The following is a 20,508-nucleotide window of genomic DNA, read 5'->3' on the forward strand; positions in this document are numbered from 1 at the left end:
CCCGTCGAGGTCTCGGTGACCGACGCCACGGGCGTGGCCTCCGCGACGCTCTCGCTCTTGGACGCCTCGGGCGTCACCATCTCGACCGAGGACGTGACGGGGCGCGACCGGGCCACGGTGGGCGGCTACGCCACCCTCGCCAACGACACGCCCTACTCCCTCGTGCTCTCCGTGCGCGGCGGCTCCGGGCTCTCCGCGACCTCCACGCGCTCCTTCGTGACCGGCTGGGACCTGCCCGCCATGCCGTCCGCCGACGTGACCCAGGACGCCTCCCTCGCGTGCCACGTCCGCGTGGTCGGCGGCGACAGCGCCTACTCCGTCGATGGGACGGCGCTGACCGGCCCCATGGTCATGGGCTCCGAGGTGCTCCTCTACGGCACCATGCGGGCCGACGGTGGAGCGCTCGTCGTGGGAGACGCGGCGAGGTGCTCGTCCTACACGGTCGAGAGGGAGTGCGACGGCGAGGTGGCGGTCATCGCGGCGGGCCTCCTCGACGGGCAGGAGGCCATCGACCGCCTGCCGCCGCTCAACGCGCCCTTCCGCTACCTCGTCACAGGGCGCTCCGAGGCGGGCACGTCCTCGCAGGCGGTGGTCGGGGCCACCGTCCGGTCCGGCGGCATGGCGCTCAACTTCGGGCAGGACGCGTCGCGGGTGCTCATCGTCGGCCTGAACGCGGGCTACTCGACCAGCTCCGAGAGGCCGTCCGAGTCCTTCCACCTCGCGCGCGGCGGCACGTCGATGCCCGTTGCGTACCCGCTCGACCAGCTGGACACGTCCACGTCGCTGAGCTTCGAGATGCGGGCGGGCCTGCACTCCGAGTTCCGCCGCGTCATGCGCGAGGAGTGGCGGGGCTGGTGGAGGGGGCACGCCGGGGAGAGGGGGTGCGGCCCCATGACGTTCTCCGAGTCCTTCAAGGCCCCCGGCGTCTGGGAGGGCTCCGTCAGGCTGACCCACGAGGACTTCGAGGAGCCGTCCAATGGCTGACTGGTCGAGGCGCTTCTCCGCCTCCTACCGCTTCATGCGCGTCTCGCGCGCCACCGGGATGGAGGTCGGGAGGCTCGGCAACGTCCGTGCGGGCGGGACCATAGAGCGCAACCTGGACAAGGCCTACGAGACCGGCTCGGTGGACTTCGTGGGCCAGCTCGACCTCGGGGCGGACCTGCTGAGGGTCTGGCTCGACGCGACCTTCGCCGACGGGACGACGGCCTCCGAGCCGCTGGGGACCTTCCTCGTCTCCGTGCCGAGGGCCGAGCGCTCGGGCGGCGTGTCCAGGGGGACCGCCGACCTGTCGGGGAGGCTCCGCGAGGCCGCCGAGGACGAGCTCGAGCCCATGGCCGTCCCCACGGGGACCAACGCCGTGTCCCACGCCGCCGGGATGCTGCGGGACGCGGGGCTCGAGGTGGTGGCGGACGACTCCGACTGGGCCACGTCGTCCACGTGGGTGCTCGGCGCCGGGGCGCAGGACGAGAGGCTGTCCACGCGCCTGGGGGCGGCGAACGCCCTCCTGGAGGCGGCGGGCTTCTCGGCAGCCCGGACCGACCCCATGGGCCGCGTCATGCTCAGGCGCCACGTGGGCGTCGAGGGCCGCGCCCCGTCGCTGCGCATGGAGGAGGGGCCTCTGGCGCGCTTCTGCGACTCCTGCACCGACGAGAGGGACGCCTCTGGCGTGGCGAACGTCGTCCACGCGGTCTACTCGACCGCCGAGGAGACGGTCGTGGGCGTGGCCGTTGACGACGACCAGGAGAGCCCGTGGAGCACCGTGAGCAGGGGCTGGCGCAAGTCGGCCTCGTACAGCTTCAGCGACCTGCCGCAGGGCGACAGCGCGCAGGCGCGGCAGGCCGCGGCGGACGCGAAGGCGCGCGAGCTGCTCGCGAGCCAGCAGAGCGTCGTCCACAGGGTCACGGCCAGGCACGTCTACGCGCCACTGTCCGTCGGGGACGCCGTTGACGTGCTGTGGCCGTCGGCGGGCATCAGGGGGAAGTTCGCCGTCCGCAGGATTGCTCTCACGCTCGTGGGAGGATGCCCGATGGAGATGGAGGTGAGGCGCTTTGAGCGATGAGCTGGCGAGGGCCGCGAGGTCGGCGGGCATCAGGCTCGCGGACGCCCTCTGGGCCAGGCCGCAGGCCTCGCAGGGGGCGTTCTTCGGCACCGTCTCCTCCGTCGCCGGGGCCACCGCGACCGTGGAGGCGATGGGGGCGACCCTCGCGGGCCTGCCCATGACCACGGCATGCGGGGGAGCGAGGGAGGGCGACCGCTGCGTGCTGGCGCGCGTCGGGGCGGGGCTGGTCGTCATCGGGATAGTTTCGAGGTAGGGAGGCGCACATGGCAGGGGCGGCGCTCTTGCAGGACGAGGCGGGCAACATCGACCGCGTCCGCATGTCGGACGGCAGGGTGTTCAGGATTGCGTCCACGGTGGCGACGGAGGCGGCCACGGAGGCGAGGTCCGCCGCGCAGAGGGCGCAGGCAGCCGCCGCCGAGTCGTCGTCGGCCACCGAGGAGCTGAGGCGCTCGCAGGGCGCCAACGACGCCGCGCAGGCCAAGAACGGCGAGGCCCAGAGGGCGAACGACGCCGCGCAGCTCGCCAACAACGCGGCGCAGATGGCGAACAACGCCGCCGCCAAGGGGCTCGTCATCGTGCAGCTTGAGCTGGGCCAGTACTCGGAGTCGATGGGCAGGCCGACCGTCGATGGCGAGCCGGGAAGGCTCTATGTGGTCCCCGCAGGGGAGAACGCGAGCGACCGCTACCTGGAGTTCATGTGGATTGGCGGCGGCTGGGAGCGCATCGGCTCCCAGTCTTCGGCGACCGCCGAGCCGATAACGGCAGAGGACATCGACGCCGCCCTGGACTACGGCTCGCAGGGGAGGCAGGGCACGCAGGTCCTGAACCTGAGCGGGCTCACGTACCTGTGCAGGAAGCTCGTCGAGATGTTCGGGCTCCTGGCGAAGGCGCTGGACGGGAAGGCAGGCTCCTCCCACACGCACTCCGCGTCGGACGTGTCTTCCGGCGTCCTTCCGGCCTCCCGTGGGGGCACGGGCGTCCAGTCGGCGCTGGAGGAGCGGAGGCGCCTGGGACTCGGGACGACCACGGGGGCGCTCCCCGTGGCCAACGGCGGCACGGGGGCGACGAGCGCCGCCGCGGCAAGGGCCTCCCTCGGCGCCGCGTCGTCAGCAGACCTGGAGGCCGTGCGGAGCGCGGTCCTCGACGACACGGGCTGGGTGACCATCAACTCGGCGGTCGCGAACGGAATCTCGTACTGGGTGAAGTACCGCGCCATCGGAGGAATCTGCTTCCTGGTGTGGGACCAGACGGGCGTCAACAGCGACGGATGGTACTGCACGGGCGAGATACCGGCAAAGTACCGGCCAGAGTTCGCGATGTACTTCCCGACTGCGGTCTACGGCTCGAACAACACGGGCTCCGTGTGGATGCCCGCGAAGGGGGACTCGGGCGGCAGGCCGTGGTTCAGATGCTACGACCAGGCGGCCCGCATCGTGGGCACCGCCTCGTGGCCGTATGTAAGCAAGTAGCGCCGCCAGCCGCCCCGGCCGCAGCCACGAAGGGAAATCGGACAGAGAGAGAAAGAGGCAACGAATGAACGGACTTCCAATCTACATCGACGTGTTCCTTGCGCCCATCCGGGACAGCCAGCCCGCGCAGGTCGCGCTGGGGGCCGTGCTGCTCACCATCATGCTTGACTGGGTGCTTGGGACCGCCTGCGCCGTGCTGCGGCACGACTACAGCAGCGAGGTCGCGCGCAGGGGCATCGCCCACAAGGCCACGGAGCTGTGCTTCGTGCTGCTGGGCGTCATCATCGACGGCACCATAGCCGGGGGGCTGAACATCGGCATCGGCGAGCCGGTGCTGGTGGGCTGCTGCGCCTACATCGTGATCATGGAGCTGGCCTCCGCCTTGGAGACCATCGGCGCGGCCAACCCCAACCTCGCGCGCTCGCCGCTCTTCCGCGTGCTGCGGAGCGTCAGCGAGGCTGCGGAGAAGGGGGAGGCGTAGCCATGGCGGACGAGCCCACCCAGGAGGAGATGGGGGCCGTCATGGCCCAGGACGCCCACGACGCGCCCGACGTGGCCGAGGTGGAGGAGGTCGAGTATGAGTAGCGTCGCTGACGTGCTCCGCATCGCGTCCGGCGAGGTCGGCTATTACCGTCATAACGACCCGCTCAACGGCACCAAGTACGGCAGGTGGTACGCGGAGGTCACGGGCGCCCCGTGGTTCGCCAGCAACGGCGTGCCCTACTGCGCGATGTTCGTCAGCTGGGTCATGGACCGGGCGGGCGTGGGCGTGCCCGGGCTTCCCACCGGCTACTGCCCGTCCATCAAGGCCGCGAACGGCCTCGTTGACAGTCGCTCCGCGCGGCCGGGTGACATCGTGCTCTTCGACTGGGACGGGGACCAAGACCCCGACCACGTGGGCATCGTGGAGGTCAACCGTGGCGGGCACCTCCAGACCATCGAGGGCAACACCTCGCGCGGAGGCGGGAGCCAGGGCGACGGCGGATGGGTCGCGCGGCGCACGCGCGGCTGGTCCGTGGTGGACTGCGTGGTGCGCCCCTCCTACGACGGCCACGCCGCGCCAGAGCCGCAGGCGCCCGTGGTCGGCGGGCTCGCCATAGACGGGGACTTCGGGCCTGCCACCACGGCCCGCTCGCAGCAGGTCTTCGGGACCCCCGTTGACGGCGTGGTGAGCGGCCAGCACCCGGCGGACCGCCCATTCGTGCCCAGCGCCCAGGGCAACTGGACGTGGGAGTGCGACGGCTCGCTGATGGTCATGGCCGTGCAGCGCATGGCCGGGGCGGACGTGGACGGCCTCTGGGGGCCCGGCACGAACCGCGCCGTCCAGCGGTGGCTCATCGAGCACGGCTACGACTGCGGCCCCTGCGGCGCGGACGGCTACCTCGGCGGGGCAACCACAAGGGCGTGGCAGCGCTGGCTCAACGACCAGGCGGCGTGATGCTGCCCGACGGCTGGTGGGCCGTGGACGCCTGGACGCGCTGTCCCGGCCCGCTCGGCCACGAGAGGCGCAGGCGCGAGTTCCGCACGCTCCGCGAGGCCACCGACTGGGCAGAGGCGCTGCGGCTCGCGGGCGGCAGGGTCACGTGGTACGAGCGCGAGAGGCGCATCAGCGTCCTGTTCGACTGACGAGGAAGCCCCGTCCTCCTTCGGGAGGGCGGGGCCTTCTTTGTGCCGAAATCCACGGGCGTCTGCCCGCCTTGTCGGTCCGGGGGCCTTAAACGGGCTCACAGCGAGCCGTCTGCCTGCGGCTAGGCGGCACGTGGGAAGCGCAGCAGGATGGCGCCTCCAACCACGGCAATCTCGGTTCGCACAAGGCCAAGAACGGGGAGCCAGACCTTTCAACCCTCCCAGGAGGGTTTTTTTCATGGCCTCGCATGCTCTGGCATTTGTATGGGTTGGTGGGGCGAAAGCAACCCTGTGCTAGGATTAACCCCATCTGAACAGGGCTTGCATGCAGCAATGACGCCGTCTCATGCAGGCAAGGACACGTAGCTCGGAGGCAGTTTGGACGCAGTGAGCCGCGAGGCGCAGATCTCCGCAAAGGACGCCTGGTATTCGGGCAGGAGCAAGGACTGGTTCATCCTCGAGCAGCTGGTCACCAAGGACTTCAAGCTCAAGTATCGTCGCAGCGTGCTGGGGGTTGCCTGGTCGGTCCTTAACCCGCTCTTCATGATGCTGGTCCTTGCCGCAGTCTTCAGCTCCTTCATGCGCTATCAGGACCCGTCCATGGGCAACTATGCCGTCTACCTCATCCTTGGCAACACGGCCTTCCAGCTCATGAGCGACTCCACCACCCAGGGCATGTCCTCCATCATCGCAGCGGCGCCCCTGCTCAAGAAGGTCAAGATCAACCGATACATCTTCCCGGTGCAGAAGGTGCTCTTCGCAGGTGTCAACTATGCCTTCTCGATCGTCGCCATCGCCCTGGTCATGCTTGTGGAGCGAGTTCCCCTGGGGCCCACGGCCCTGCTCTGGCCCTTTGCCCTCCTCATGCTCATTCTCTTCAGCATCGGCCTCGCCCTGCTCCTCTCGGCGCTTTCCGTCTTCTTCCGTGACGTCATGCACCTCTGGAGCGTCGTGATCACGGCGTGGACCTATCTCACGCCACTCTTCTATCCCGTCAGCGTCCTTCCCGAGTGGCTGAGGGGCCTCGAGATGTTCAACCCCATGTATGTCTATGTGACCTACATCCGCGAGGTTGTCCTCTACCAGCAGGTCCCCTCGCTCAAGATGCACATCGCCTGCGTGGCCTGTGCCCTGGTCTCGCTGCTTGTGGGATACCTCTCGTTCCATCGCCACGAGCACAAGTTCATCCTCTACATCTAGCCCACGGAGGGAGAGTCGCGTGTCCGAGCCCATCGCCATGGCAGACCAAGACAGCATCATCGACGTCAACGACGTCTCGATGATCTTCAACATAGCCTCCGAGCAGTTCAACTCGCTCAAGGAGTACTTCATCGCCCTCATGCGCCACGAGCTGCGCTTCAAGGAGTTTCGCGCGCTTGACCACATAGACTTCCACGTGAGGCGCGGCGAGGCGTTTGGCCTGGTGGGGACCAATGGGTCAGGCAAGTCCACCATGCTCAAGGTCATCGCCGGCGTGCTCAAGGCCTCGGAGGGGTGCTGCCAGGTCCGTGGCACCATCGCCCCCCTCATCGAGCTCGGCGCAGGCTTTGACATGGAGCTCACGGCCAAGGAGAACATCTACCTCAACGGGTCGCTTCTGGGCTACCGCAAGGACTTCATAGACGCGCACTTCCAGGAGATCGTCGACTTCGCCGAGCTCCAGGACTTCATGGACATGCCCCTCAAGAACTACTCCAGTGGCATGGTCGCACGCATCGCCTTCGCCATCGCCACCATAACCGAGCCCGACATCCTCATCGTGGACGAGACCCTCTCCGTGGGAGACTTCCTCTTCCAGCAGAAGTGCGAGAGGCGCATCAAGGAGCTTGTGGACTCAAACAACGTCACGGTCCTTCTCGTGAGCCACTCCATTGACCTCGTGGAGCGCATGTGCGACCGCGTCTGCTGGATAGAGAAGGGCAAGCAGCGCATGCTTGGCCCCACGGCGGAGGTCTGTGCGGCGTACAAGCGGTTGGGGGCGTAGGCGGTGGCAGAGAGCCAGGAGCCCTCCGCCGGCAAGCTGCCCCTGCTGAGCGTGCTCGTACCTATCTGCAACGTGGAGCGCTACCTGAGGCAGTGCCTTCTCTCGCTCAAGTCGCAGAGCTTTCAGGACTTCGAGGCCATCCTTCTCAACGACGGCTCGACCGACTCCTCGGGCGCAATCGCCCACGAGCTTGCCGAGGGAGACTCCCGCCTCCACGTTGTGGACAAGCCCAACTCCGGCTATGGCTCCACGCTCAACCTGGGCCTTTCTCTGGCGCGGGGTCGCTATGTGGGCTTCCTCGAGTCCGATGACATCATGTGCGAAGGTGCCCTGGAGAGCCTGATGTCGGCTGCCGTGGAAAACGATTGCGACTTGGTGCGCGGCGGCTTCTCGCTCTACTGGTCCTCTGGCCCCAGGGACCTGATGCAGCATCCCTTTGCGCCAGACCTCATCGGCCGCGTGCTGGATCCCAGGGTCGAGCCCCGGCTCTACCTCTGCCGTCCCGCCATCTGGAGCGGGGTGTTTCGTCGCTCCTTCCTCGAGGAGAACGACATCCTCTTCCTCGAGACGCCTGGCGCCTCCTATCAGGACACCTCCTTCGCCTTCAAGACCTACGCCGCCGCGCGTCGCGCCTTCTTCCTTGACCTGCCCGTCATTCGCTACCGCCAGGACAACGAGGGCTCATCGGTGCGCTCGCAAGGCAAGGTGTACATGGTCAAGGGCGAGTTTGACGAGATAGACCGCTGGCTTGGCGCTCGTGCGGAACGCGAGCACGCCTCGGATCTGAGCCTGGCCTCCCTTGTGGCGCGCTACAACGCCTACCTCTGGAACGTGGATCGCATCGCGGGCGAGTTTCGTGCGGAGTTCATGCGGTCCATGGCCGAGGAGTTCAGGGCGCTTGACGCTTCCGGGCGGATCGAATGGGCTCGCCTCGATGGCTGGAGGGCGCTCAACCTGCGCTCGATCATGAGTGACCCGCAGCGCTACCTCGCCCTGCGCGAGCGTTTTCGCTCGAGCGGCTCCATCTCCAAGCTCGTCTTCGCCTTGAGTCTGGGCGGTCCTGCGGCCGTGGCGGCCGCCCTGCGCGAGCGGAGGGGCCGCTAGATGCCCCGCGTCTCCGTCATCGTTCCCGTCTACCAGGTGAAGGAGGAGCTGCCCTCCTGCCTGGAATCCCTCCTGCGGCAGTCCCTTGATGACATCGAGGTCGTCTGTGTGGATGACGGATCAAGCGACGGGTCGGCGGAGGTCCTTGCGCAATATGCCCGGGAGGACGCCCGCATCAAGGTTCTTCATCAGGAGAACTCCGGCGTTGGCACGGCAAGGAACAAGGGGATGGGACAGGCGTCCGGCGACCTGATCATGTTCTGTGACGCCGACGACGCTCTTGTCGAGGATGCCTGCGAGAGGGTGTCCGAGGCCTTCTCGCAAGACGGTTGCGACGTCATGGTCTTCGGCTTTGCCGTCGAGCCCCCTCAGCTGATGCACCCCTCGCTCGTGGGAAAGACCTCGCCGAGGGATGCCGTCCTGGACGGATCGCCCGAGTCCGTCGTTGCCCTGCTCTTCAAGGAGGACGCGCGCCCCTTTGGGGCCCGCATCGCCCTTTCGCGCGACTTCGTCGAGCGCGAGGGCATCTGCTGGCATCCGGTGTTGAGCCTGGGAGATGACCAGTTCTTCTGCTTCGAGGTCTACGCACGCTCGAGGCGCACCACGCTCTGCTCGCGCGCTCTCTATCGCTACCGCATGCGCGAGGGCTCCCTTACCCACGCCGGCCAGGGGAGCGTGCCCGAGCTCCTGGGGAAGATGGGTCGTCACCTGTCCTGCGAGCGCGCGGTGCTCTCGGACGCCCGCGCCTCGGGGCTGCTTGACATCTGCCCGGAGCGGGTTCTCGATTGGTGCCTGGAGCTCCTGCTCCATGACGGCCTGCGCCTTCCCGAGGGGTCGCGCCAGGGGTTCTGGCGGCGCTGGGAGGCGGCGATGTCCGAGGAGCTCGACCTTGCCACCCTGCGCGTTCGGCTCGGCTTTCCCGCCCGCATGTGCCTGGACAAGGTCTTGGGCTGCGCCCGTGGTGGGGGAGCCGGCCCTACCGGCCTTGACCTTGGCCTCTACTTCGTGCGGAAGAGGGGGCTGACGTCTGCGCTCAGGCGCGCCCTCTGGGGCCTTGCCCGCCGCCGCTAGGCCTACCCGCCTTTTGCCCTATGCTCTAGGTGAACGCAACGCTAAAGACACGTGTGAAGGAAGCCGTCATGCCGCAGATCTCGGTACTCGTGCCCATCTACAACGTCGAGCGCTACCTTGCCCCCTGCCTCGACTCCCTCGCCGCCCAGAGCTTCGAGGACTTCGAGGTGATCTGCATCAACGACGGCTCCACCGACGGCTCGCGAGGCATCATCCAGCGCTACCTCGACGCTGACCCGCGCTTTCGCGTCGTGGACAAGCCCAACTCCGGCTATGGTGCCTCCATGAACCTCGGCCTGTCCGAGGCGCGGGGCCGCTACGTGGCCATTCTCGAGTCCGATGACCTCTTTGTGCCCCGGGCCCTCGAGCTTCTCCATTCGGCGGCCGAGGGCTGCGGGGCGCAGGTCTCCAAGGCGGACTTCGAGCTCTACTGGTCAGAGGGCGAGCGCCACCAGCGCTGCCACGTCGTTCCGAAGGGGCTTGCGGGGCGGTGCGTCTGTCCGCTGGACGAGGGTCGCGAGGTCTTCTACCGTCAGCCCTCCATCTGGAGCGGCCTCTACCGCCGCGACTTCCTCGAGCAGAACGACATCCGCTTCCTCGAGACGCCCGGCGCCTCCTATCAGGACGCGGGCTTCGGCTTCAAGGTCTGGGCCGCGGCCGAACGGGCATGCTTCCTCTCCGAGAGCGTCCTGCTCTACCGTCAGGACAACGAGGCCTCGTCGGTCCGCTCTCCGGGAAAGGTCTTCTGCGTCATGGACGAATACGCCGAGATGAGGCGCTGGCTGGCTAAGCGGGGGGAGGCTCAGTCCATCTTGGAGCCAGTCCTCGCGCGCATGAGCCTCAACAGCTACCTCTGGAACTACGCGCGACTGGGCCCCGAGCTGCGCGAGGGCTTCCTTGGGCGCGCCCGCGCCGAGCTGACGGAGCTGCGCGAGAGCGGCCTCTTCGACGCGTGCGGCATGGGGCCTGTCAAACGGGCCGAGCTGGATGCGCTGATAGACCATCCGGAGCGCTTCGCGCGTGCCTGGTCAGGAGGAGAGCCGGCCCCCGGTCCCCTGGGGATGCTCGTCCATCTGGGTCGCCTGGGAGGTCTTGGCCTGGTGCTCGCGGTCATGGCCCAGAAGCTTGCGGGGAGGGGATAGCGGTGGCACGCCTCTCGGTCATCGTCCCCGTCTACAACGTCGAGGCCTACCTGGACGAGTGCCTTGACTCCCTGGCGGCACAGACGTTCGGGGACATCGAGATCGTCTGCGTGAACGACGGGTCGACGGACTCTTCGCGCTCCATCCTTGCGGAGCACGCGCGCCGTGACGGGCGCATCAAGGTCGTGGACAAGCCCAACGGGGGGCTCTCCAGCGCGCGCAACGCAGGGATGGAGGCTGCGACGTCGGAATACCTCTGCTTCCTGGACTCGGACGACCGCTACCTGCCGAATGCGTGTCAGAGGATAGTGGAGGAGCTGGATGCGTCCTTTGCCGAGCTGCTGTGCTTTGGGGGTCTCGCCTTGCCCAGAAGCGCGTCATACCCCTGGCTCGAGGAGGTGTTCAGCCCGCGCGACGTCCTGTACGAGGCCTTCGAGCCAGCACTGCTCCTGAGCGAGGCCACAAAGCCGCTTGCCGTGCGGCTGTCTTTGAGGCGCGACTTCGCCCTGCGCGAGAACATCCACTTCGACGAGTCCGTGCGCTATGGGGAGGATCAGGTGTTCGCCTTCGCCGTCTTTCCCCGCTCCAGGCGCACCCTGCTCATCTCCGACAAGCTTTACGAGTACCGCATCGCACGCGGCGACTCCCTCGTCAACCGCATGCTCGCGAACCCTGCCCGCATGCTTCGCGAGCACGTTGCCATGGAGCGCCGCATCCTGGACGACTGGAAGCGGATGGGCATCCTGGAGCGCTACTCCGACCTGCAGCTTGCCTGGATCGTGGAGCTCGTCCTCTTCGATGCCATGAGGCTTTCGGACGTGGACTGTGCGGCCATATTCAGCCTTGCGTCCGAGACCCTTCTCGTGGAGTGGGACCTGGGGCGCATCGAAAAGGCCGACGTTGGCCTGGGGACCCGCCTGGCGCTGCTGTGCGCCAAGAGGGGAAGGCCTCCCCGGGGACTTTGGCGAAAGGCCCTCATGTCCCTCTACTACGTGGACAAACGGGGTGTCCTCGGGCTGTTGAGGCGTCTCTTCATGGGCCCGCGCAAGGCCCATGGCTAGACGGCGCACGTCGGTCGACGTCCGCCTCGCGAACTTTCGGCTTGCCAAGCGCGCCGCGCGCGGATACACTAATCCAGACCTTTAAACACGGTACGAGATGCCGGTAAGGTAAAGATGACCCTGCGGGGTCGGACATGGCCTTCTTTCGGGTGTCTTGTGCCGTACATGTACGGGCAGGGCATCTTTTTTTAAGGAAGGAGTCCCATGGAACAGCTTGCGCCCAAGGCTACCATCATGGACGGCCAGGCAATGGAGCGAGCGGTGGTGCGCATCGCGCATGAGATCATCGAGCACAACGAGGGAGCCGCAAACATCGCCCTCGTTGGCATCATCCGCCGCGGAGAGACCCTTGCGCGACAGCTAGCCCAGGCGATCGAGAAGATCGAGGGCAGCTCCCCCAAGATCGGCTCTCTCGACATCAGCTTCTATCGCGATGACGTCACGCGCAACATCGCGCCCGTCCTGCACTCCACCAACATCCCCTTCAAGATCGATGACGCGCACATCGTCCTGGTGGATGACGTCCTCTACACGGGGCGCACGGTGCGCTCCGCCCTCAACGCCCTCATGGACTACGGTCGCCCCAGGACCGTTCAGCTGGCCGTGATGGTGGACCGCGGGCACCGCGAGCTTCCCATCCGCGCGGACTACGTTGGCAAGAACGTTCCCTCGTCCCACGAAGAGGACGTGCGCGTGTGCGTGAAGCCTCTCGACGGCCATGACGCAGTGGAGATCTGGGACGTTAAGAAGCAGGAGATTGCGGGAGGTACCAGGTAATGCTGTCCGTAAAGCACCTCATAGACACCTACAGCCTCACGGCCGACGACATCACTCAGATTCTCGACACCGCCGCCTCGTTCGAGGAGGTCAACAACCGCGCCATCAAGAAGGTGCCCGCGCTGCGTGGCCGCACCATCGTGAACCTCTTCCTGGAGCCCTCCACCCGCACCAAGAGCTCCTTCGAGCTTGCCGAGAAGCGCCTCTCGGCCGACAGCCTCTCCATGGGCGGCTCCACGAGCTCCGTGGTCAAGGGCGAGTCCTTGGCCGACACCATCCAGACCATCGACGCCATGAACGTGGACATGTTCATATGCCGCGCGAGGCTGGCGGGAACTCCTCAGAAGATTACCGAGAACACCGACGCCATAGTGATCAACGCCGGCGACGGCAAGCACCAGCATCCCACCCAGGCGATGCTCGACCTCTACACCATCCGCAAGAACTTCGGCCACCTGGACGACCTGAAGGTGGCCATCGTGGGAGACCTCGCCCACAGCCGCGTCTGCGGGTCGCTCGCCCCCGCCCTCAAGACCATGGGCGCGGACGTCACGCTGGTGGGTCCCCCCACCTTCCAGGTGGACGATCCCGACTGGTTCGGCTGCCCCCAGACCTCGAGCCTGGACGAGGTCATCGAGGACATGGACGTGGTCTACATGCTCCGAGTCCAGCTGGAGCGCATGGAGGGTGCGGCGATCCCCTCGCGCCGCGAGTACAACCGCCTCTACGGCCTTGACATGAGGCGTGTCAAGCGCATGAAGGACGATGCCATCATCTGTCACCCCGGCCCGATGAACCGCGGCATGGAGATCAACGCGGACGTGGCCGACTGCGCCCGCTCGAGGATTCTTGACCAGGTCAACGCAGGGGTCCTTACGCGCATGGCCGAGATGTACCTGCTTCTGGGAGGAGAGAACAATGGCGTTTCTGCTTAAGTCCGCTCACGTCGTAGATCCCCAGCTGGGCCTGGACGACATACGTGACGTGCTCATCGAGGGCAAGGAGATCAAGGCTGTCGAGAAGGGCATCGAGTGCGGCGAGGACATGGAGGTAATCGACTGCAGCGGCAAGTACCTCGTCCCCGGCCTCGTGGACATGCACGTGCACTTCCGCGACCCCGGCTTCGAGTACAAGGAGACCATGGAGACGGGCGCCCGAGCGGCAACCCACGGCGGCTTCACCGACGTCGCCACGATGCCCAACACCGACCCCGTGATAGACACGGGCACGGGCGTGCGCTACCAGATCGACCGCGCCCACGCGGCGAACCTCTGCCACGTGCGCCCCATCGGGTCGCTCACCCGCGGCCAGAAGGGCGAGGCCTTGGCCGAGATCGGCGACATGGTCATGGAGGGCGCCTGCGCCTTCTCCGATGACGGGCATGGCGTCCAGAGCGCCGGCATGATGCGCACCTGCATGGACTACGTCTCGCAGTTCGACCGCGTGGCCATCGCCCACTGCGAGGACGAGAGCCTCACCGTGCACGGCGTGATCAACGAGGGCCGCGCCTCCACGCGCCTTGGCATGTTCGGCTGGCCGGCGCTTGGCGAGGAGATGGAGATCTACCGCGACATCGAGCTCTGTCGCCTGACGGGCTGCCCGCTGCACATCGCCCACATCTCCACCGCCAAGGGCTTGGAGCTCGTCAAGGCCGCCAAGGCCGAGGGCCTGCCCGTCACCTGCGAGGTCACCCCTCACCACCTCTTCCTCAACGAGGAGGACATCAGCTCCGTCTATGACACCAACCTCAAGATGAACCCGCCCCTTCGCCTCAAGTCAGACATGGAGGCCCTGGTGGAGGGCGTCATCGACGGATCCATCGACTGCGTGGTCACCGACCATGCGCCCCACGCCCAGCACGAGAAGGACTGCGAGTGGGAGATCGCCTTCTTCGGCACCATCGGGCTCGAGACCTCTCTCCCGCTCATGCTCAACAACCTGGTGCGCACCGGCAAGATGAGCTGGTCGCGCCTGGTTGAGGTCATGGCGGTGCGTCCCCGTGAGGTGCTCAGGCTCCGGCCCGTGCGCATCGAGGTCTCCTCTCGTGCCGACCTCACCCTGATCGACCCGGCCAGCGAGGTCACGGTGGATGCCGACTACTTCGAGAGCCTCTCGAAGAACTCCGCCTTCCTGGGCCAGACCCTCGTCGGAGTCGCCACGGACGTCTTCGTGGATGGTAGGCACACCCTGAAGGACGGCATCGTAGCCTAGTCCCAAGAGATGCGGGCGGCGGGGGGACCATCTTCGCCCGCCGCCCGCGCACGGCAAGAGAAAGGCGGCTCCGTGATGGCGAGCGCGCGCAACGAGCTGCATGAGTTCGAGGTTCTACGCAACGAGGAGCTTGCCCAGGGCATCTGGCGCCTCGTGCTGCATGCGCCTCGGCTTTCCGAGGGCATTCGTCCCGGGCAGTTCATGAACCTCGAGGTTCCGGGAGACAACAGCCACATCCTGCGCATACCCCTCTCCTTCTCGCGTGCGGACGCAGGGGCGGGCGTCGTGGAGCTCGTCTATGCCGTGGTGGGGGAGGGCACCAGGAGGCTTTCCCAGATGGGCCCCGGTGCGGTCTCGACGCTCGTGGGCCCGGCCGGCCATGGTTGGAGGCTGCCTTCGGCAGGGCCTGTGCTTCTCGTTGCCGGCGGCGTCGGGGCTCCCCCCGTGATCGCCGCCGCGGAGATGCTCTCCCTCGCCGGACTGGAGTTCGATGCAATCTTTGGCGCCCAGACGGCGGCAAGGCTCTGGGGGCCCGAGCGCGCCCATGACCTGGGGGCACGCAGGGTGGCGATCACGACGGACGACGGCACGGCGGGCGTCAGGGGATTCACCACCCAGGCCATGGAGCGGCTCTTGGCAACGGAGGAATATGCTCAGGTCATGACCTGCGGACCCCTTCCCATGATGGCGGGGGTGGTGAGGCTTGCCCAGGCCTCGGGCCTCTCCTGCCAGGTCTCGATGGAGCGCATGATGGGTTGTGGCTTCGGGGCCTGCAACTGCTGCAACATTGCTGCCGCGCACGGGGGCTACAAGTCCTGCTGCATGGATGGCCCTGTGTTCGGGGCGGAGGAGCTGGCATGGTAGGGAAGAGCGTGAGCATGGCCGTCAGCCTGGGTGGCATCCAGATGAAGAACCCTCTCAACACGGCCTCTGGAACCTTCGGCTATGGCTGGCAGTTCGAGAGCTTCTTCGACGTTTCCCAGCTGGGGGCAATTACCACCAAGGGATGCTCCGCCGAGCCCTGGGAGGGAAACCCCGCGCCGCGACTGGCCGAGCTGCCCTCGACAATCATGAACTCCGTGGGCCTGCAGAACCCCGGTGTGGCCAGCTTCGCGAGACAGTCCGGCCCCTACCTCTCCAAGCTCGACGAGAGGGGATGTGCGGTCATCTGTCAGGTGGCGGGCCATTCCATCGAGGAGTACGTGCGCGCCGTGGAGCTCTACGAGGAGCTCGCGCCCTTCGCCTCGGGTCTCGAGCTCAACATCAGCTGCCCCAACGTCTCGGCTGGCGGGGCGGCCATGGGCGCGACGCCAGCCGCCGCGGCGGAGGTCATGCGCGCCGTCAGGGGCCGCACGCGCCTGCCGCTGGTGGTGAAGATGGCCCCGCACGACGTGGCGGAGATAGCCCGAGCGCTCGAGTCGGAGGGGGCGGATGCGCTCTCCCTCATAAACACCATTCCCGGCATGGCAATAGACGTGCGCACCAGGCGCAGCCGCGTCTCCCGTCCCACCGCGGGCGTGTCGGGCCCTGCCATCCATGCCATTGCCGTGCGCATGGTCTGGGAGGCCCATCAGGCGGTCAGGATTCCCCTGTGCGGCATCGGAGGGGTGACGAGCGGGGCAGACGCGGCGGAGTTCATCCTCGCCGGGGCCACCGCGGTGTCCATTGGCACGGCAAACCTCACCAACCCGGACTGCGCCCCCCGCATCCTCGCGGAGCTGCAAGATTGGGTGGCATCCCAGGGAGTCAACGACGTCAACGACCTGATTGGAGCCTTCGAATGCTAAGCGAAGACCGTGCGCGCGAGTCAGTCATCATCGCCCTGGACTGCGCGAGGGATGAGGCTATCTCCCTTGCGGATTCCCTTTCCGGCAGGGCTTGCTGGGTCAAGGTGGGCATGACGCTCTTCTATGCCGAGGGACCCTCCATCGTCTCCGAGATGCACAGGCGCGGCCTCAAGGTGTTCCTCGACCTCAAGCTGCACGACATCCCCTTCCAGGTGAGGGGGGCCGCGCGCTCGGCCTCGCTTGCGGGGGCTGACATCCTCTCCATCCATGGCATGGGTTCCGCAGAGATGGTGGCACAGGCCCGTGCCGGCGTCGAGGAGGCGGCAGGGCATCGAGCGGGACAGAGGACGCGCCTGGTCGCCATCTCGGTTCTCACCAGCATGAGCCAGGAGTCCCTTGAGGAGATAGGCGTCACCCTTCCCCTGGAGGAGGAGGTTGCGCGGCTTGCCGCCCTTTCCGTTGGCGCAGGCTCCGACGGCATCGTCTGCTCTCCGCGGGAGGCGTCCGATATGCGCTGCAGGTTGGGGGAGGCGGCGCTCATCGTCACCCCAGGGGTGCGTCCCGCAGGCTCCGAGCTTGGCGACCAGAGGCGCGTGTCAACGCCCGCCTCAGCCATCGCCGCCGGGGCTTCGATGCTGGTGTTGGGCCGCCCCATCACCAGGGCGCAGGATCCCGCAGGGGCCTTCGAGGGTATCGTCCGGGAGCTCGTGGAGGGCTAGGGGCAGGCCTTCTACGTGCGCTTTCTTGGTCCGTTTTGTGTAGATACCTACCACTAGCAGCGAAAAGTCGCCGTGAGTACTTGTAAAAGCAAGTACAAATTGGCAAACTAGGTGCGTGCGCGCCGATGACCTGCTATTATTCTGCGGCGCAAGGAACCAAATCTGTAATTCAACTGTTTGGAGGAACCATGGCACTACCTCAGCTTACCGACGAGCAGCGCAAGGCAGCCCTCGAGAAGGCCGCGGCCGCCCGTCACGAGCGCGCCGAGCTCCGAGACAAGATCAAGAAGGGCGAGACCACCCTCCAGGATGTTCTCGACTCCGAGGATCCCATCGCGAGCCGCATGAAGGTTTCTGCCCTCATCGAGTCCCTCCCTGGCTACGGCAAGGCCAAGGCTGCCAAGATCATGGACGAGCTGGGCATCTCTGCCACCCGTCGCGTCAAGGGCCTTGGCGCCCGCCAGCGCGAGCAGCTCATCGAGGCGCTCTCCAAGTAGTGCCTAGCTACCCTCGACTCTTCGTCGTATCCGGACCGTCGGGCGCGGGGAAGGGCACGCTTCTCTCCTTGCTAAGGAAGCGGCGTCCCGACCTTGGCCTGACGGTCTCGGCTACCACGAGGTCGCCACGCCCAGGCGAGACCGATGGCGTCTCGTACCACTTCCTCTCCGAGGAAGAGTTCTCTGCCCGCCTCGAGCGCGGTGAGTTCCTCGAGTGGGCTGACGTCCACGGGCATCGCTACGGAACGCTGCGCTCGGAGGTGGACGCCCGCCTTGCCGCTGGCGTGTCTGTCGTTCTGGAGATAGACCCGCAGGGGGCCTTTCACGTGCGGGAGGTTTACCCTGAGGCCGTGCTCGTCTTCATCGAGCCGCCGTCCCTGGAGATTCTCGAGGAGCGGCTGCGGGCGCGCGGCACCGAGGAAGAGGCACAGATCGAGCTGCGCATGAAGAACGCGCTCCACGAGATGGAACTGGCGGGGCGCTATGACGTGCGCGTGGTCAATGACGAGCTTGCCCGAGCCACCGACGAGCTGGCCCAGCTGTTTGAACGCTATGAGATGGATGGAGGTAACTCCCACAATGGCAGTTACTAAGCCCGAGATCGACAACCTTCTTACGCAGACCGAGCAGAACCCCTTCCTGCTCTGCACCGTCGCATCCAAGCGCGCCTGCGACATCAACAACATGGTTCGCGGCCAGCACCTCCGCGTGACCGCCATCCAGGACGTGGACGACATCACCCCCGTCGTCTCTGGCGAGGACCCCGTCTCCATCGCCATGGAGGAGATCGAGAGCGGCACCCTGAGCTTCGTCAAGGACGAGTTCGACCGCGAGATCAAGGGCTCCAACGAGCGCGTGGAGCACAACCTCTAAGATGGCTAGCAGAGTCTGCTTCGTTCATTATCACGAGATCGGCCTCAAGGGAAAGAATCGCTCGACCTTCGAGAACCAGCTCGTGACCAACCTGCGGCGTGCGCTTCGTCGATTTCCCGTGAGGGACGTCCGCCGCATCTCCGGCCACATCCTCGTGAGCCTTGAGGACGGCTACGCAACCGAGGAGCTTGCGCGCGCCATCTCCTGCGTTCCCGGCGTGGCTAGGGTCTCTCTTGCCTACGTTTGTGACCTGGACGAGCGGGAGTACTGTGGCGCTGCCGTGAGGGCCCTTGGCGAGGCGGGTGAGTTCGACAGCTTCAAGGTGCACGCGCATCGCTCGTCCACCGACTACGAGCTGCATTCGCTTGACATTAACCGTCTCGTGGGGGACGCGCTCTGCCGCAGCTTCCCCGAGAAGAAGGTCAGGATGCACTCCCCGGACGTGACGGTCTACGTCACCGTGGTCCAGGGGCATGTCTATGTGTATGCCGCCTCCATCGTGGGAGCGGGCGGCCTTCCCGTGGGCACGGCGGGCAAGGTGGTCACGCTGCTGTCCAGCGGCTTTGACTCTCCCGTTGCCACCTGGATGGTGGGCAGGCGTGGGGCGACCTGCGTCCCCGTGCATTTCTCGGGCCGCCCCATGACGGCGGACACCAGCGAGTACCTCTGCCGGGACATAGTTGACGCGCTGGAGCCCGCGGGCCTCGTTGGCCGTCTGTACGTGGTGCCTTTCGGCGAGCGCCAGCGCGAGATCTCGCTTGCCGTGCCCCAGAGCCTGCGCATCATCACCTATCGGCGCGTCATGTTCGCCGTCTCCGAGCGCATCGCGCGCCTTGAGGGGGCAAAGGCCATCGTCACGGGTGAGTCTCTGGGGCAGGTCGCCTCGCAGACGCTCGACAACATCGCCGCCGTCAACGAGATGGCAACCCTGCCGGTTCTCCGTCCCCTCATTGGGTCAGACAAGCAGGAGATCATGCGTCGTGCCGAGCAGATCGGCACCTACGACATCAGCTGCCAGGCGGCAGATGACTGCTGCACCCTCTTCATGCCCCGTAGGCCAGAGACGCACGCCCGCCTCGATCAGGTGCATGAGGCATGGGAGAGCTTCGATCACGATGGCATGATTGACGACCTCGTGAGCAGCGTCGAGTACGTGGACTTCGACCAGTGCGCCTCCTACCACGCCCCAAGGTCGCTCAGCGCGCGTCATCGCGAGCTTGCGCCCGCGGAGTGGGCGGCTCGCTAGGCCAGCCACCGTCCCTTGTTCTTGCCGGGGCCCTGCGGGCCCCTCTTTTTCGCTCACACATTAGACAGGTACCTGTCTAATGTGTGAGTCAAGTGTAGAAGCGCGGGCGGAGGGACTTTTTCCGTTGGCGCGGCAATGGTGCTGGTAAGCTGGATGCATAAAGAACAGGTACCTGTTTAATATGTCGGAAGGGCCGACGCGAGGTGCCTGTCTAGAGAGGTTTTCCATGTCTGAGTTCGAAGTCAAAGAGGCTGAAAAGACCCTGGATTCCGTTGGGAGCCCCGAGGGCAGTGCCCCCGAGGCAGCTCCCGAGGAGATGTCCCTGGTGCAGAAGGTCGGCCGTCTCGCCCGCCTGATGCACCGCTACACCAAGCTCCAGGCAGAGGCGCACGGTGGCTTTGGCGACCCGCTGCGCGGCCAGGGCCGCGTCCTTGCCCTGCTCAAGGCAAAGCCCGAGACCAGCCAGAAGGAGCTCTGCTTCCTGCTTGGGATGCGTCAGCAGTCCCTTTCGGAGCTACTTGCCAAGCTCGAGGAGAAGGGCTTCATCGAGAGGCAGAAGAGCGAGGAGGATGGTCGCGTCACCGTGGTCCGCATCACCGAGGACGGCATCTCCGCGGCCCCCGACCCCAACGTGATGGACCCCGATGAGGATGTCTTCGCCGGGGTGGCAGACGACGAGCGCGACGCCTTCGTTGCCACCGTTGACAGGGTGAGCGAGTCTCTCAAGGAGAAGCTCCTTGCCATGGGCGATGACCCTGATGCGCCCAACAGGCCCAAGTCCGACGACCGTGGCCCGCGCATGGGCCACGGCGGGCGAGACTTCAAGGGCGGCCAGCGCGGCGGCTTCCGCGGCGGCGACCGTGGCGGCTTCCGCGCAGACCG

The 20,508-nt window shown here is 66.5% G+C and carries 24 protein-coding genes; all 24 read left to right on the forward strand.

What is annotated here, in order from left to right; translation table 11 throughout:
- The coding region (locus CZ375_RS03285) for a hypothetical protein (protein WP_159438355.1) at positions 1-984 on the forward strand (984 nt) is incomplete at its 5' end.
- Positions 977-2,059: a hypothetical protein gene (locus CZ375_RS03290; RefSeq protein ID WP_077597878.1), complete on the forward strand. Its 1,083-nt coding sequence runs from the start codon at positions 977-979 to the stop codon at positions 2,057-2,059. The genes CZ375_RS03285 and CZ375_RS03290, both read left to right, overlap by 8 nt.
- The gene (locus tag CZ375_RS03295; protein ID WP_077597879.1) at positions 2,049-2,312 is read left to right on the forward strand and encodes a hypothetical protein; all 264 of its coding nucleotides are present in this window, start codon (positions 2,049-2,051) and stop codon (positions 2,310-2,312) included. The genes CZ375_RS03290 and CZ375_RS03295 overlap by 11 nt, the downstream gene beginning before the upstream one ends.
- Positions 2,313-2,322: 10 nt before the next feature.
- On the forward strand, positions 2,323-3,528 hold the full coding sequence (locus CZ375_RS03300; protein WP_077597880.1) for a hypothetical protein: 1,206 nt from the start codon (positions 2,323-2,325) through the stop codon (positions 3,526-3,528).
- 64 nt (positions 3,529-3,592) lie between these two features.
- Positions 3,593-4,009, forward strand: a complete 417-nt coding sequence (locus tag CZ375_RS03305) for a phage holin family protein (protein ID WP_077597881.1) — start codon at positions 3,593-3,595, stop codon at positions 4,007-4,009.
- A 96-nt stretch (positions 4,010-4,105) separates the two neighbouring features.
- Complete coding sequence (locus tag CZ375_RS03310; RefSeq protein WP_077597882.1) at positions 4,106-4,966, forward strand: CHAP domain-containing protein; 861 nt, start codon at positions 4,106-4,108, stop codon at positions 4,964-4,966.
- Positions 4,963-5,154, forward strand: coding sequence for a hypothetical protein (locus tag CZ375_RS03315; RefSeq protein ID WP_159438356.1), 192 nt, complete (start codon positions 4,963-4,965; stop codon positions 5,152-5,154). The genes CZ375_RS03310 and CZ375_RS03315 overlap by 4 nt, the downstream gene beginning before the upstream one ends.
- A 378-nt stretch (positions 5,155-5,532) precedes the next feature.
- Positions 5,533-6,354, forward strand: a complete 822-nt coding sequence (locus tag CZ375_RS03320; RefSeq protein WP_200799685.1) for an ABC transporter permease — start codon at positions 5,533-5,535, stop codon at positions 6,352-6,354.
- A gap of 19 nt (positions 6,355-6,373) precedes the next feature.
- Entirely contained in the window at positions 6,374-7,138 is a 765-nt protein-coding gene (locus CZ375_RS03325; protein ID WP_327196208.1) for an ABC transporter ATP-binding protein, read from the forward strand.
- Positions 7,139-7,141: 3 nt separating this feature from the next.
- Positions 7,142-8,242, forward strand: coding sequence for a glycosyltransferase (locus CZ375_RS03330; RefSeq protein ID WP_077597885.1), 1,101 nt, complete (start codon positions 7,142-7,144; stop codon positions 8,240-8,242).
- Positions 8,243-9,313, forward strand: a complete 1,071-nt coding sequence (locus CZ375_RS03335) for a glycosyltransferase family 2 protein (RefSeq protein WP_077597886.1) — start codon at positions 8,243-8,245, stop codon at positions 9,311-9,313.
- 68 nt (positions 9,314-9,381) lie between these two features.
- Positions 9,382-10,455, forward strand: a complete 1,074-nt coding sequence (locus CZ375_RS03340; RefSeq protein ID WP_077597887.1) for a glycosyltransferase family 2 protein — start codon at positions 9,382-9,384, stop codon at positions 10,453-10,455.
- 2 nt (positions 10,456-10,457) lie between these two features.
- Positions 10,458-11,516 carry a glycosyltransferase family 2 protein gene (locus CZ375_RS03345; RefSeq protein ID WP_143803070.1) on the forward strand — a complete coding sequence of 353 codons (1,059 nt, stop codon included), beginning with the start codon at positions 10,458-10,460 and terminating at the stop codon, positions 11,514-11,516.
- 204 nt (positions 11,517-11,720) lie between these two features.
- Positions 11,721-12,293: a bifunctional pyr operon transcriptional regulator/uracil phosphoribosyltransferase PyrR gene (pyrR, locus tag CZ375_RS03350; protein WP_077597889.1), complete on the forward strand. Its 573-nt coding sequence runs from the start codon at positions 11,721-11,723 to the stop codon at positions 12,291-12,293.
- A complete protein-coding gene (locus CZ375_RS03355; protein WP_077597890.1) occupies positions 12,293-13,228 on the forward strand; it encodes an aspartate carbamoyltransferase catalytic subunit in 936 nt (311 codons plus the stop codon). The genes pyrR and CZ375_RS03355 overlap by 1 nt, the downstream gene beginning before the upstream one ends.
- On the forward strand, positions 13,212-14,504 hold the full coding sequence (locus tag CZ375_RS03360) for a dihydroorotase (protein ID WP_077597891.1): 1,293 nt from the start codon (positions 13,212-13,214) through the stop codon (positions 14,502-14,504). The genes CZ375_RS03355 and CZ375_RS03360 overlap by 17 nt, the downstream gene beginning before the upstream one ends.
- Before the next feature lie 75 nt (positions 14,505-14,579).
- Positions 14,580-15,368, forward strand: a complete 789-nt coding sequence (locus tag CZ375_RS03365; protein WP_077597892.1) for a dihydroorotate dehydrogenase electron transfer subunit — start codon at positions 14,580-14,582, stop codon at positions 15,366-15,368.
- A complete protein-coding gene (locus CZ375_RS03370; RefSeq protein WP_077597893.1) occupies positions 15,362-16,291 on the forward strand; it encodes a dihydroorotate dehydrogenase in 930 nt (309 codons plus the stop codon). The genes CZ375_RS03365 and CZ375_RS03370 overlap by 7 nt, the downstream gene beginning before the upstream one ends.
- A complete protein-coding gene (gene pyrF, locus CZ375_RS03375; RefSeq protein ID WP_077597894.1) occupies positions 16,285-17,010 on the forward strand; it encodes an orotidine-5'-phosphate decarboxylase in 726 nt (241 codons plus the stop codon). Before CZ375_RS03370 ends, pyrF begins: the two co-directional genes overlap by 7 nt.
- 188 nt (positions 17,011-17,198) lie before the next feature.
- The gene (gene mihF, locus CZ375_RS03380; protein WP_077597895.1) at positions 17,199-17,507 is read left to right on the forward strand and encodes an integration host factor, actinobacterial type; all 309 of its coding nucleotides are present in this window, start codon (positions 17,199-17,201) and stop codon (positions 17,505-17,507) included.
- Positions 17,507-18,100, forward strand: coding sequence for a guanylate kinase (gmk, locus tag CZ375_RS03385; protein ID WP_077597896.1), 594 nt, complete (start codon positions 17,507-17,509; stop codon positions 18,098-18,100). The genes mihF and gmk overlap by 1 nt, the downstream gene beginning before the upstream one ends.
- Positions 18,087-18,380, forward strand: a complete 294-nt coding sequence (locus tag CZ375_RS03390) for a DNA-directed RNA polymerase subunit omega (RefSeq protein ID WP_077597897.1) — start codon at positions 18,087-18,089, stop codon at positions 18,378-18,380. Before gmk ends, CZ375_RS03390 begins: the two co-directional genes overlap by 14 nt.
- Before the next feature lies 1 nt (position 18,381).
- Positions 18,382-19,626: a tRNA uracil 4-sulfurtransferase ThiI gene (gene thiI, locus CZ375_RS03395; protein ID WP_077597898.1), complete on the forward strand. Its 1,245-nt coding sequence runs from the start codon at positions 18,382-18,384 to the stop codon at positions 19,624-19,626.
- A 226-nt stretch (positions 19,627-19,852) separates the two neighbouring features.
- On the forward strand, positions 19,853-20,508 hold a 656-nt coding region (locus CZ375_RS03400), incomplete at its 3' end, for a MarR family winged helix-turn-helix transcriptional regulator (RefSeq protein WP_159438357.1).

The sequence above is a fragment of the Olsenella urininfantis genome, from assembly GCF_900155635.1.
In the GTDB taxonomy this organism is placed as follows: domain Bacteria; phylum Actinomycetota; class Coriobacteriia; order Coriobacteriales; family Atopobiaceae; genus Olsenella_G; species Olsenella_G urininfantis.

Excerpts from the sequence above, each read along its gene's own strand:
- CZ375_RS03290 (WP_077597878.1), top strand. The coding sequence starts at position 977 with ATGGCTGACTGGTCGAGGCGCTTCTCCGCCTCCTACCGCTTCATGCGC.
- CZ375_RS03300 (WP_077597880.1), top strand. The coding sequence starts at position 2,323 with ATGGCAGGGGCGGCGCTCTTGCAGGACGAGGCGGGCAACATCGACCGC.
- CZ375_RS03305 (WP_077597881.1), top strand. The coding sequence starts at position 3,593 with ATGAACGGACTTCCAATCTACATCGACGTGTTCCTTGCGCCCATCCGG.
- CZ375_RS03310 (WP_077597882.1), top strand. The coding sequence starts at position 4,106 with ATGAGTAGCGTCGCTGACGTGCTCCGCATCGCGTCCGGCGAGGTCGGC.
- CZ375_RS03335 (WP_077597886.1), top strand. The coding sequence starts at position 8,243 with ATGCCCCGCGTCTCCGTCATCGTTCCCGTCTACCAGGTGAAGGAGGAG.
- CZ375_RS03340 (WP_077597887.1), top strand. The coding sequence starts at position 9,382 with ATGCCGCAGATCTCGGTACTCGTGCCCATCTACAACGTCGAGCGCTAC.
- pyrR (WP_077597889.1), top strand. The coding sequence starts at position 11,721 with ATGGAACAGCTTGCGCCCAAGGCTACCATCATGGACGGCCAGGCAATG.
- CZ375_RS03355 (WP_077597890.1), top strand. The coding sequence starts at position 12,293 with ATGCTGTCCGTAAAGCACCTCATAGACACCTACAGCCTCACGGCCGAC.
- CZ375_RS03360 (WP_077597891.1), top strand. The coding sequence starts at position 13,212 with ATGGCGTTTCTGCTTAAGTCCGCTCACGTCGTAGATCCCCAGCTGGGC.
- CZ375_RS03365 (WP_077597892.1), top strand. The coding sequence starts at position 14,580 with ATGGCGAGCGCGCGCAACGAGCTGCATGAGTTCGAGGTTCTACGCAAC.
- CZ375_RS03370 (WP_077597893.1), top strand. The coding sequence starts at position 15,362 with ATGGTAGGGAAGAGCGTGAGCATGGCCGTCAGCCTGGGTGGCATCCAG.
- pyrF (WP_077597894.1), top strand. The coding sequence starts at position 16,285 with ATGCTAAGCGAAGACCGTGCGCGCGAGTCAGTCATCATCGCCCTGGAC.
- mihF (WP_077597895.1), top strand. The coding sequence starts at position 17,199 with ATGGCACTACCTCAGCTTACCGACGAGCAGCGCAAGGCAGCCCTCGAG.
- CZ375_RS03390 (WP_077597897.1), top strand. The coding sequence starts at position 18,087 with ATGGCAGTTACTAAGCCCGAGATCGACAACCTTCTTACGCAGACCGAG.
- thiI (WP_077597898.1), top strand. The coding sequence starts at position 18,382 with ATGGCTAGCAGAGTCTGCTTCGTTCATTATCACGAGATCGGCCTCAAG.